The sequence below is a fragment of the Pseudomonas sp. GG8 genome (genome assembly GCF_052976945.1).
Map to the genome: position 1 here is coordinate 4,044,696 of NZ_JBRIIP010000001.1, position 10,999 is coordinate 4,055,694.

A 10,999-nucleotide genomic window follows, 5' to 3' on the forward strand; every position below is an offset into this window, starting at 1 on the left:
CAGAGTATCGCGGAAAAGAATTTGTGACATATAACCTCATTTTACGCAGTGCTCGCCGTTTCGCAGTTCAAGGCGTCTGTCGCAGAGAGGTAAGCCCGGTCTTTCTGATCACCTGGTCAATCAGGCCCAGGGCTTAAACCGGCGGCGTATCCACTGCTCGCCGCTGACCAGCGTAATCCCCAACAGCACCAACACTGCTCCGATCACGAAGTTGAAGCTCAGCGGTTCATTAAGCAGCAGCACGCCGAAGGTCACGCCAAACAGGGGTGTCATGAATGAGAACACCGCCAGATTTGACGCCAGGTAACGGCGCAGCAGCCAGAACCAGATCAAATAGCTGAAGAAGGAAACAACCAGCGCCTGAAACAGCACGCTGGCGACTGCGACAGGCGTCAGGGTCACATGACTGACCTGCCCATTGCTGACGGCAATCAGCAGCAAGGCGACAAAGCCGACCATCAGTTGATAGAACAAGGTCAGCGTCACCGGTGCTTCAGACAGCCGCGACGCCCGCACCACCACCGTGGTTGCGCCCCACGCCATGCCCGCAAGAACACCCAGCGCGTCGCCGATCAGCATATTGCGGTCCATGCCACTCAATGACAGGCCGCCAACAAAGGCCGTGGTGATACCTGCGAACGCGAGAAAAATGCCCATCCATTGCAAGGTGCGCAAGCGTTCGCTGGGCAGCAACCAGTGCAGGCCCAACGCAGTGAATACCGGAGCGGTATAAAGAAACACCGACATGTGCGCCGCCGAGGTCAATTGCAGGCCCTCGGAGATAAACAGAAACTCCAGTGCAAACAAGGCACCGGCGAGTAGACCGCCGCGCCAGGTACTGCTCATGTGCCGCAGACCACCGCGCCAGACCATAAGAATGCCCACCAGCAGCGCGGCAATACCCGAGCGGCCAGCAGCCTGCATGATGGGCGCGATATCCGGCGCAGCCCACTTGATAATCACTTGTTGCACGCCCCAGATCAGACAGAGGCCCAGCATGACTTGCAGGGCAAAAGCATCGGCACTTTTACGCGGCACACTCATGATTGAAGGTGATACAGGCTGAACATGGCAGATCCAGATAGGCAAAATGTTATGGATTATTGATCAATCGGTCGGAAAATGTATGGGCAAAAGCGACATCAGTTTATTTAAAAGGATCGATTACGACGGAGGAGATTGTCTTCGCGCACTGGCTGTCACTCTCTCCCAGGATCATTCAGGCAACTGCACCACCCCATCATCATCGGTCATGGCCCTTTCAAGCAGGTCCGCTGGCAGGTTTTTACTGGCGCGGGCGCCCAGTAGTTTCAGTTGCTCGCTGCGGCTGACCAGATTGCCGCGCCCTTCGGTGAGTTTGTTGCGGGCAGCACCGTACGCTTTGTCCAGCTGTTGCAGGCGATTGCCAACTTCGTCCAGGTCCTGGATGAACAGCACAAACTTGTCGTACAACCAACCTGCCCGCTCAGCGATTTCCCGCGCATTCTGGCTCTGACGTTCCTGCTTCCACAGGCTATCGATCACACGCAAGGTGGCAAGTAAGGTGGTCGGGCTGACGATCACGATGTTGCGATCGAACGCCTCTTGAAACAGGTTTGGCTCCGCCTGCAACGCGGCGGAAAAAGCCGCTTCGATGGGCACGAACAGCAACACGAAGTCCAGGCTGTGCAAGCCTTCGAGTCGTTTGTAATCTTTGCCCGACAGGCCTTTGACATGGTTGCGCAAGGACAGCACATGCTGCTTCAACGCGGCTTGACCAATCACCTCGTCATCGGCGCTGACGTACTGTTGGTAAGCGGTGAGACTGACCTTGGCATCGACTACCACTTGCTTGTCGCCGGGCAACATAATCAGCACATCCGGCTGAAAGCGCTCGCCATCCGGGCCTTTGAGACTGACTTGCGTCTGGTACTCACGCCCTTTTTCCAGTCCTGCATGCTCAAGCACCCGCTCAAGAATCAATTCCCCCCAATTACCCTGGGTCTTCTGGCCCTTGAGTGCGCGCGTCAGGTTGGTGGCTTCATCGCTCAAGCGCTGATTGAGCTGCTGCAGGCGCTCCAGCTCTTTGCCCAACGAGAAACGCTCGCGAGCTTCTTGCTGATAGCTTTCTTCGACACGTTTTTCGAAGGACTGAATCCGCTCTTTCAGCGGGTTGAGCAATTGCCCCAGTTGCTGTTGGCTGGTTTCGGCGAAGCGCTGTTCGCGCTCATCGAAGATTTTCCCGGCCAGCTCGGCGAACTGCGCACGCAATTCATCACGCGACCCTTGCAGGTCGCTCAGACGCTGTTGATGGCTTTCCTGCTGCTCGCGCAATTCGGCGCCCAGCGACGCGCAGCATGCGTCAAGACGGCGCAATTCGGCTTCTTTGCCGGCACGCTCCAGGCTCCAGCCTTGAGCGGCTTCATGGGCGTTATCGCGCTCCTGACGCAGCAACTCGACTTCCCGGCGCACCGCCGCAAGGTCAGCCTGTTTGGCCGCATTGGCGTGGCTCAGGTCACTGATTTCATCACGGCTGGCGTCGAGCTGGGCGCCAAGACCATCTTGAGCCAACAGCGCAGTACTCAGACGCTCGTCGAGCAACGCCGCGTCGGCCTGCTGCCGTGCCAGCCGTCGCTGCAGCTGCCAAGCCAAGGCCAACAACGGCAATGCCGCGCCAGCAAGGCCAAGCAGGAGGCTGGTCAGGTCCAATGCCATAAAAACTCCGGGGGTTATAACGTCTATGCACTGAGGGGTATCGTGCCGGGCATTATGCTTAGAACAGACCGCCACGGCGACAGTCGGTATCCTCATCCGAACCTGTTAATTCCAAAAAGAAATAGCAAACACCGCTGATAAACGATCCTCTTCATGGAGGATTTTGTGAATTCCCCTACGCCAACCATGGCACCCGCGGACTAGAGCAAGCGCTTGGGACAATCCACAGAAGCTGTGGATAACTCAGTGGACAACCCACCGTGAACCTTCGCAAACGCCTATAGAACGTGGCCTGCGTTCAAACTGACGCTTTTTTCACCAATGAAAAAAAACGATGTTTTTCATTGACTTAATAATTCACCACAAGAAATCAAGCGCTTGGGATCGGATGTGACAGTGGCATGACAGGTTGTTGCGCCAGTGTGTACAACTCGATCACTGGCAGTTATAACGCGACCCTCGTTTTGACCCAACATCTGCATAGAACTCGGCGGACGACATTGCCCCCTATCTCAGCCTGCCCCACACACCTGCAACTAATTTTATTAGCTGGCTTCCAATCCAGGACTCGATCCGCTATCATCGCTGCAGTTAGTACCAAGCTGAAAGTCAATTCTGGTCGAAACAGTCCCCCGGCAAACGCTTTTCCAATGTGAAAGTGTTGCCGACCACACGGGATCGACCACCTAGATGGTTTCCAGGCATGAACTCGACACACGGCCTTCCTCAATGACGGGAAGGGTGTAGCGCAGCTCTCATGCTCTGACTCAACCAACCTGCAGATTGATCAGGAACTTCACCCCGGGCCTCGAACCTTTGCCCTTGTTGTGTTGCCTGCCCTCCTAAGTACCTACCAGTCAGCCCAAGCGCCATACGATAAAGCGCGCTTCAAACTGTCTGCTTTGTTCCAGTCAGGTTCTTCGCCCCGCCGTGCCTTGCACTGGCCCGCGGTTTACTGGAACGTTTTTATTTTGCACGGTCTTATACCGTGTCGCTTGTAGGAAACACCCATAACCATGACTACTCATATCCAGACTCAGGATGCCATTCGCACCCTAACCAGCGCATTTGCTCCAATGAATTGCCTGATCATGGCCGCTCGCAAAGGCTGCTTCAGCTTCACCATCGTCAACGAACACGGCATCGCTCGTCACAGCGAACGTCTGTACCCCGATCAGTATTCCAGCGCCGAGCCGCTGCAAGCCGTGATCGAGCGTACACGCCAGGCACTGGTTGCCTGACGGAATGCCAGCCGCTGGCTGAATCGCCCCATCAAAAAACCTCGCCTTTCAAGCGAGGTTTTTTATTGCCTGTGATTTACCCAGCGCCTGGACTGGCGGTTTCCAAGCCTGCTTTCCGCCTGGATTTTTGATCCTTTATCACCCGAGCAATAAGCATGAGCTAAGCACAAAGGGATATATACGCCATAAGCCGCCGGCACAAATATTTTAAAAACAGCCCTTTACGCCCGAAATATGACACTACACTTCAACTCAAGCGGCCCTGGCTGCTTCCGGCGAGCCTGATCCGATTCACCGCTGCCACGCGCCACGGCCTCGCCGGCTCTAATTGCTTTACAAGGGATGTCACGAGGGCTTTATGGGAATCGCCGCCAGTGAACTGTGTCGATATGTGATCCGCCCCACGCTGATCTATCTTGGACGTTATTGCTCTACTGCCGAATCCTTGCTGCTCGGGGTCGCCGCCAGCCAATCGGCACTCGGCGAGGCACTGGACAGCCGGCGCGCTCATGGGCTGTACCGCATCACCGAAGTTCGTCACCAACATCTCTGGGATGACTACCTGGCACTGGACCCGGAACGAGCCAGTCTCGTTCGAGGCCTTGCAAGTCAGCATGCATTTCTCAAGGGACCGCACCTGGAACTGACCGTTAATCTGCGTTATGCCACCGCCATCGCCTGGCTGTTGATCGAAGCACAAGGTAAACCCTTGCCCGCTGAAAACGACGTGCTGGCCATGGCAAGAATTTGGCGTCAAACCTTCCAGCCACAGGGTCGTTTACGCGATTTCACTGCGGCCTGGCACTCCTGCGTAGCCCCTCTTCATCACGTTGCCTGAGTTTTTTCTCCAGCTGCAAGATCGCTGCAGATCGACGCACTTGGACAAATTGTCCTACAAGAAGGCTCTATCTCGGGCCATCTAGGCTATGGCGCTTAGACGAAAATGTTGGTAATTTCCGACCCGTGATCAACACGGAGTTCTAATAATGAAAAAAGTAATGCTCAAGACCACACTTAGCCTCGCCATCGGCATGGTATCCACTCAAGTTTTTGCCTCAGGCTTCGCGGTCAACGAGCAGAGCGTCAGCGGCATGGGCACGGGTTTCGCCGGTCGCTCTTCTTCTGCCGAAGACGCCAGCACTGTGTTCGGTAACCCGGCCGGTATGTCGCGCATCAAGCGTGAACAGGTCAGCCTGGGCGCTGTAGCTCTCGACGCAAAAACCGATATCCATGACGGTGTCGGCCGTCCATTCGGCGGCAGCAATGATGGCGATATGGTTCCACTGATCGCCGTACCCATGGGTTACTACGTAAAGCCTATTGATGATCACTGGACCTTTGGTGTCGGCATTTACGCCCCCTTCGGCCTGGTCACCCAGTATGAACATGGCTTCGCCGGTCGCTACTACGGTAAGAAAAGTGACGTAAAAGTCGTTACTTTGCAGCCTACTGTCAGCTATGCGTTCAATGACAAAATCTCCATCGGTTTTGGTCCGACCATCAACCGCATCGACGGCGAATTGACCTCGGCCACCCCGACAGTCACCCGTGCAGGCGTAGGCCCTGACGGCCAAGTCAGGATCAAGGGCAACGACACCGCCCTTGGTTACAACATCGGTATCCTCGCTCAAGTCACTGACCGCACCCGTGTAGGCCTGACCTACCACTCAGTGGTCGACTTCAAACTTGAAGGCCATACCGAGATTGATGGCGCAGGCTTTGGCCCGTACAGCGGCAGCAAGTACGACGCTTCACTCAGCCTCAAGACACCTGAGTCCACGGACTTTTCGGTCACTCACGAATTGAACGACGACTGGACCCTCTACGCAGGTACCACCTACACCCGCTGGAGCCGTTTGCAAAACATCACCGTGAAGAACAGCGGAGTCGCAGCGGCATTGGGTGGCAGCGCAGGCCCGATCGGCACGATCACCGAGGAGCAGAACTGGCACGACACCTGGGCGCACGCCATCGGTGCCGCGTACAAGCTCAACAAGCAGTGGACCCTGCGCACCGGCTTCTCGGTTGACCAGTCGCCCACCAACAACACCGACCGCTCCCCGCGCATCCCGACGGGTGACCGCAGGGCCATCAGCTTCGGTGCCGGTTATAGCCCGACAGACGATTTGACCATCGACGTGGCTTACTCCTACCTCAAGGAAGAAGACACCACCGTCAATCTGTCTAGCCCGACCAAGGGTACCTATAGCTCCACCTACAACAACAGCGCCCACGGTTTCGGTACGTCTGTGACTTACCGCTTCTAATGAGCCCGTTCGCGACGAGCTGAAAGGCTCGTCAGCCGAATACGAAAAAGCCCTGCAGTTCAATAATGGATGCAGGGCTTTTTCATGGTTGCAGCTTAAGGCTCAGACCATCAGGGTTTGGACGCAATGGCTTTCTCGACAGCCGCAACGAAAGCGGCATCATCGGGTTTGGTCAGGCTGGAAAAATGGGCGATTACGTGGCCTTGACGGTCAATCACGTACTTATAGAAATTCCAGCGCGGCTCGCTGCTCTGCTCGGCCAGCACCTTGAACAGGTGGGTGGCATTCGGGCCTTCCACCTGTTGTGGCTCGATCATGATACCTAACAGGTACTCATGCCCAATTGCAGCGCACCCAGACCAACGTGCTGCCAGCCCCACCACACCAGCGCCAGCAGCAAAAATCCGAGGGTTATGCCGCCGAGCCAAGGCCAGACGCTGTTCACAGCACCACGCCCTGAACCTGCAACCGCGCCACCGGCCGCTCGCGCACCGGCCAGTTCAGGGCAGCAGCCAGCAGGCTGAGCAGGATCGACACGTGCCAGATCAAATCGTAATTCCCCGTGCGGTCATACACCACGCCACCCAACCAGCCACCGAGGAAGGCACCCAATTGGTGGAACAAGAAGACGATACCACCGAGCATCGACAGGTTGCGCACCCCGAACAGAGTGGCGACCGTACCGTTGGTTAGAGGCACGGTGGAGAGCCACAGCAGGCCCATGGCGACGCCAAACAGGTAGGCCGTGGTCTCACTCAGCGGCACCCACAGGAACAAGGCAATCACCACAGCGCGAATCAGGTACAGGCTGGTCAGCAAGCGTGGTTTGGACATACGCCCGCCCAGCCAACCGGCCGTGTAAGTACCGAAGATATTGAACAGACCAATCAGGGCCAACACCGTGGTGCCGACTTTGACGGGCAGGTGTTGATCGACCAGATACGCAGGTAAATGCACACCGATGAAAACCACCTGAAAACCACAGACGAAAAAACCCAGGGCCAAGAGCCGGAAACCCGAGTGGGTACAGGCTTCATGCAGGGCTTCACGCAGGGTTTGTTCGCCTCCAGTGAGTGGCGTCGGCACATCTTTGATCATTGCAACCAGCGGCAGAATCATCGCTACCAGCACGCTCAGCACCAGCAATGCCCCCGACCAGCCAAGCCAGCCAATCAGGCCGAGGGAGCCGGGTAACATGGCGAATTGACCGAATGAACCGGCCGCACTGGCGATGCCCATGCCCATGCTGCGTTTCTCGGGTGGCAGCGCTCGACCGACCACGCCCAGAATCACCGAAAATGAGGTGCCGGACAAACCGATACCGATCAACACACCGGCGCTCAGGGACAGGGACAACGGCGAATCGGCCATGCCCATGCATGCCAGGCCCACGGCATAAAGAATCCCGCCGACAAACACCACTTTCGCCGCACCGAAGCGATCCGCCAGTGCGCCTGCGAACGGCTGGGCCAGGCCCCAAATCAGGTTCTGGAATGCAATCGCAAAGGCAAATACCTCACGCCCCCAACCGAACTGAGCACTCATGGGCGCCAGAAACAAACCGAAGCCATGCCGCACACCCAGGGACAACGCGAGGCTCAACGCACTCCCCAGCAAAATCCAACCACTGGTACGCCAGACCGATGTCATTCTTATTCTCCGGCTCGCTCATCAAGCCCTGCAAAGTAGGCGTATTAGGCCCGTAATCCAACCGACGAAAACTACGCTTCACGCACAACGACTGTCAATGCATCAGACAGAGAGGGAGATGTGACTGGCGAGACGCCTTCGCAGCGGGACGCGTAGTTTTGCTTGCGAATAAGCCCGGCACAGGCTTCAGGCGGGGCTGGGTCTCCCACAGAGAATGCGATCAACCACACAATTTGAGCTGAGACAGGAACACTATGGAATCAGGCTTGCCTAGGCATAAACCAGCGCCAACACCACCAGCACTGCCACTTCCAGCAATTCCAGGAGCGCGCCGGCGGTGTCGCCGGTGGTGCCGCCGAGTCGGCGTAGCATCAGGTGGCGTAGCCAGAAGAAACAGACACACGCCACCAACAGGGCAATCAGACCGCTCACTCCCGCCACGAGCACGCACCCCACGGCGCTCAACAGCAAAACCTGCTGGCCCAGTGTGCGTGGCAGGTGATCGGCCAGTGCTTGTCCCAACCCACCCGCCCGTACATACGGTGTGCCCAGAAACAAGGCGAGCATGGCGCTGCGCCCGATCAATGGGGCCAGCAATAAGGCCACGCTCTGCCGGTGTTCGATCACTGCCAGCAGGGCACAGAATTTGAGCAGAAGCACCAGCACCAGGGTAACGACCGCGATCGGTCCACTGCGCGGGTCTTTCATGATGCTCAGGGTGCGTTCGCGGTCACCAAAGCCACCGAGCCACGCATCAGCGCTGTCGGCCAATCCGTCCAGGTGCAGGCCGCCGCTGAGCACTACCCAGGCGGTCAGCAGCAACGCCGCGTGCAACATCGACGGCGTACCGTTCAACAGTGCGTTGAGGCCCATCAGCAGCAGCCCGAACAGCAGCCCCACCAACGGATAAAACAACAACGACCGCCCTAACGCTTGCGGCTCCGGCATGCCCGGCAGGCGAATGGGCAGGCTGCTGAGAAACTGCAGGGCAATCCAGAAGGGCGACAGGTTCATTCGCTCAACACGCAGCCGCTGCCGACCTGAAGCGTCAGCAGTGCACCATGCCCAACTTCAACCTGAAGCAGTTGCTCACGGGGCAACCCCCGAGCCTGAGCCAGCAACAGGCGCATCACCCCGCCGTGACTGATCAGCAACACGCGCTGACCGGCATAGGCCTGATGCAAACGCTCGACCGCCGCCAATACCCGCGAGGAAAACGCCGTCAGCGGTTCAGCCTTGGGCGGGGTGAACGCATAAGGATTGGCCCAGAACAGCCCCAAACTCTCCGCGTCGGTCTCCATCAGTTGGGCAGCGCTGCGCCCTTCCCATTCACCGAAGTGCAGCTCCTGCAGATCGGCGTCCATGTGCAGTGGAAGGGCCAACTGGTCAGCCAGCTCTTGGGCAAAGCGTGCGCAGCGTTGCAGCGGCGAGCTGACGATTCGATCCCACGGTCCACCCTCAGCCACCGCCACGCGCATCTGCGCCCAGCCAGCAGCCGTCAGAGCGTCGTCCAGGCTGCCACGCAGGCCACCGCCGAGCTCGGTTTCGCCATGACGCAGCAGATCGAGGCGCAAGGTCATGCCGGGCGGTCCGCCACTGCCGCCTCGGCGAACGTCGCCATGCCGTTGTGCAGTTCACAGGCCAGACGCAGCAAAGGCACAGCCAACGCTGCACCACTGCCCTCACCCAGGCGCAAGCCCAGGTCGAGCAAAGGTTCGGCCTGCAAGACTTCCAGCACGTGCCGGTGGCCTGGCTCGGCGCCCCGATGGCCGAACAACAACCAGTCACGACACGATGGATTCAAGCGCACCGCAACCAACGCCGCAACGCTGCAAATAAAGCCGTCGACCAGCACCGCGATACCTTCCTGAGCACAGGCCAGGTAGGCACCGACCAGCGCTGCAATCTCGAAGCCGCCCAGACAGAACAAAGTGCGCAGCGGATCGCCAGCATGCCCGGCATGCAGCGCCAACGCACGCTCGATGACCAACGCTTTGTGCGTGACGCCCGCCGCATTGAGCCCAGTGCCCGGCCCAACCAGCAACTGTGCCCGGCATTCGAGCAAGGCGCATCCCAATGCGCTGGCCGCTGCGGTGTTGCCGATGCCCATCTCGCCGCCAATAAACAGCTCCGCGCCCGACGCCAGTGCACGGCGAGCACTGTCACGCCCAGCCTCCAGCGCGAGCAAACCCTGCGCCTCGGTCATCGCCGGCCCTTCGACGAAGTTCGCGGTGCCCGCACCCAACTGCAAATGCCGGACACCCGGCAGGTTCAACGGCGATACCGTGCCCAGATCAACCACTTCCAACTGCGCCGAAAGCTGACGAGCCAGCACGCTGATTGCCGCACCGCCAGTCACGAAGTTATGCAGCATTTGCCCGGTGACTTCCTGCGGAAAAGCCGAAACCCCTTCTGCAACCACGCCATGATCGCCCGCAAAAATGGCGATCCACAGGTTGTCGACACTGGGCTTGAGCCGCCCCTGCAACCCGGCGAGCTGCACCGCTACCCGCTCTAGCTGCCCGAGAGAGCCGGCCGGTTTGGTCAACTGCTGCTGACGGGCCAGAGCCTCTTCACGCACCTGACTATTGATTGCCTGCGCCGGCTTCAGCCACCAGGAATTGCTCATATTGCGGGTCCTTTCAAGGTCAAGGGCAGGCCAGCGACGGTCAACACCACGCGTTGGCAACGTTCGGCCAGGGCTTGATGCAGCCAGCCGGCCTCGTCGACGTAACGCCGGGTCAGTTCACCGAGGGGCACGACGCCCATCCCGGTTTCGTTGCTGACAAAAATGATTTCACCGGGCAACCCGGCGAGGCAGTTCAACAGCGCCTCGCGCTCAAGGACCAGGCGCTCAGGGTCTTCGAGCATCAGCAGATTGGTCAGCCATAAGGTCAGGCAATCCACTAACAGGCACCGCTGGGCACTGGCCTGCTCGACCAGGACACGGGCCAGTTCGAGTGGTTCCTCAATCAGGCCCCAGCTGTCGGGGCGGCGCTGACGATGGATCGCCACGCGCTGGCTCATTTCGCCATCCAGCGCCTGGCTGGTAGCGATATAGATGACGTCGAGGCTACTGTGGGTGGCCAACTGCTCGGCCAGTCGACTTTTGCCCGAACGAGCGCCGCCTAGAATAAGTTGCAGCAT

The 10,999-nt window shown here is 58.5% G+C and carries 11 protein-coding genes and 1 pseudogene; 3 read left to right on the top strand and 9 right to left on the bottom strand.

Annotated elements, in window-relative coordinates; all coding sequences use genetic code 11:
- Positions 1-120: 120 nt before the first annotated feature.
- Together ACVBEG_RS19470 and rmuC are read right to left on the bottom strand one after the other, a co-directional pair.
- Positions 121-1,044: a DMT family transporter gene (locus ACVBEG_RS19470; RefSeq protein WP_322181051.1), complete on the bottom strand. Its 924-nt coding sequence runs from the start codon at positions 1,042-1,044 to the stop codon at positions 121-123.
- A 171-nt stretch (positions 1,045-1,215) separates the two neighbouring features.
- Positions 1,216-2,580 carry a DNA recombination protein RmuC gene (rmuC, locus tag ACVBEG_RS19475; RefSeq protein ID WP_322182805.1) on the bottom strand — a complete coding sequence of 455 codons (1,365 nt, stop codon included), beginning with the start codon at positions 2,578-2,580 and terminating at the stop codon, positions 1,216-1,218.
- 1,130 nt (positions 2,581-3,710) lie between these two features.
- Here rmuC and ACVBEG_RS19480 point away from each other — a divergent pair.
- From ACVBEG_RS19480 to ACVBEG_RS19490, 3 genes are all read left to right on the top strand, one after another.
- Entirely contained in the window at positions 3,711-3,935 is a 225-nt protein-coding gene (locus ACVBEG_RS19480) for a hypothetical protein (RefSeq protein ID WP_322181053.1), read from the top strand.
- A 358-nt stretch (positions 3,936-4,293) separates the two neighbouring features.
- Positions 4,294-4,773 carry a hypothetical protein gene (locus ACVBEG_RS19485; protein WP_322181055.1) on the top strand — a complete coding sequence of 160 codons (480 nt, stop codon included), beginning with the start codon at positions 4,294-4,296 and terminating at the stop codon, positions 4,771-4,773.
- A gap of 148 nt (positions 4,774-4,921) precedes the next feature.
- The gene (locus ACVBEG_RS19490) at positions 4,922-6,202 is read left to right on the top strand and encodes an OmpP1/FadL family transporter (protein WP_322181057.1); all 1,281 of its coding nucleotides are present in this window, start codon (positions 4,922-4,924) and stop codon (positions 6,200-6,202) included.
- Between the two features lie 110 nt (positions 6,203-6,312).
- Here the strand turns inward: ACVBEG_RS19490 and ACVBEG_RS19495 are convergent.
- The 7 genes and pseudogenes from ACVBEG_RS19495 to cobU form a co-directional block, all read right to left on the bottom strand.
- A pseudogene (locus tag ACVBEG_RS19495) lies at positions 6,313-6,519 on the bottom strand (glutathione peroxidase); the annotation flags it as partial.
- A 5-nt stretch (positions 6,520-6,524) separates the two neighbouring features.
- Positions 6,525-6,647 carry a hypothetical protein gene (locus ACVBEG_RS19500; RefSeq protein ID WP_322183158.1) on the bottom strand — a complete coding sequence of 41 codons (123 nt, stop codon included), beginning with the start codon at positions 6,645-6,647 and terminating at the stop codon, positions 6,525-6,527.
- Positions 6,644-7,852 carry an MFS transporter gene (locus tag ACVBEG_RS19505; RefSeq protein WP_447108223.1) on the bottom strand — a complete coding sequence of 403 codons (1,209 nt, stop codon included), beginning with the start codon at positions 7,850-7,852 and terminating at the stop codon, positions 6,644-6,646. Before ACVBEG_RS19505 ends, ACVBEG_RS19500 begins: the two co-directional genes overlap by 4 nt.
- Before the next feature lie 270 nt (positions 7,853-8,122).
- The gene (locus tag ACVBEG_RS19510) at positions 8,123-8,860 is read right to left on the bottom strand and encodes an adenosylcobinamide-GDP ribazoletransferase (protein ID WP_447108481.1); all 738 of its coding nucleotides are present in this window, start codon (positions 8,858-8,860) and stop codon (positions 8,123-8,125) included.
- Positions 8,861-8,862: 2 nt separating this feature from the next.
- Complete coding sequence (gene cobC / locus ACVBEG_RS19515; RefSeq protein WP_322181061.1) at positions 8,863-9,432, bottom strand: alpha-ribazole phosphatase family protein; 570 nt, start codon at positions 9,430-9,432, stop codon at positions 8,863-8,865.
- The gene (cobT, locus tag ACVBEG_RS19520; RefSeq protein ID WP_322181063.1) at positions 9,429-10,481 is read right to left on the bottom strand and encodes a nicotinate-nucleotide--dimethylbenzimidazole phosphoribosyltransferase; all 1,053 of its coding nucleotides are present in this window, start codon (positions 10,479-10,481) and stop codon (positions 9,429-9,431) included. The genes cobC and cobT overlap by 4 nt, the downstream gene beginning before the upstream one ends.
- Complete coding sequence (cobU, locus tag ACVBEG_RS19525) at positions 10,478-10,999, bottom strand: bifunctional adenosylcobinamide kinase/adenosylcobinamide-phosphate guanylyltransferase (protein WP_447108224.1); 522 nt, start codon at positions 10,997-10,999, stop codon at positions 10,478-10,480. Before cobU ends, cobT begins: the two co-directional genes overlap by 4 nt.

What these genes read in the sequence shown, in the direction of transcription:
- ACVBEG_RS19470 (WP_322181051.1), bottom strand. Translation starts at nt 1,044, where the DNA reads ATGAGTGTGCCGCGTAAAAGTGCCGATGCTTTTGCCCTGCAAGTCATG.
- ACVBEG_RS19480 (WP_322181053.1), top strand. Translation starts at nt 3,711, where the DNA reads ATGACTACTCATATCCAGACTCAGGATGCCATTCGCACCCTAACCAGC.
- ACVBEG_RS19485 (WP_322181055.1), top strand. Translation starts at nt 4,294, where the DNA reads ATGGGAATCGCCGCCAGTGAACTGTGTCGATATGTGATCCGCCCCACG.
- ACVBEG_RS19490 (WP_322181057.1), top strand. Translation starts at nt 4,922, where the DNA reads ATGAAAAAAGTAATGCTCAAGACCACACTTAGCCTCGCCATCGGCATG.
- ACVBEG_RS19505 (WP_447108223.1), bottom strand. Translation starts at nt 7,852, where the DNA reads ATGACATCGGTCTGGCGTACCAGTGGTTGGATTTTGCTGGGGAGTGCG.
- cobC (WP_322181061.1), bottom strand. Translation starts at nt 9,432, where the DNA reads ATGACCTTGCGCCTCGATCTGCTGCGTCATGGCGAAACCGAGCTCGGC.
- cobT (WP_322181063.1), bottom strand. Translation starts at nt 10,481, where the DNA reads ATGAGCAATTCCTGGTGGCTGAAGCCGGCGCAGGCAATCAATAGTCAG.
- cobU (WP_447108224.1), bottom strand. Translation starts at nt 10,999, where the DNA reads ATGCTGCAACTTATTCTAGGCGGCGCTCGTTCGGGCAAAAGTCGACTG.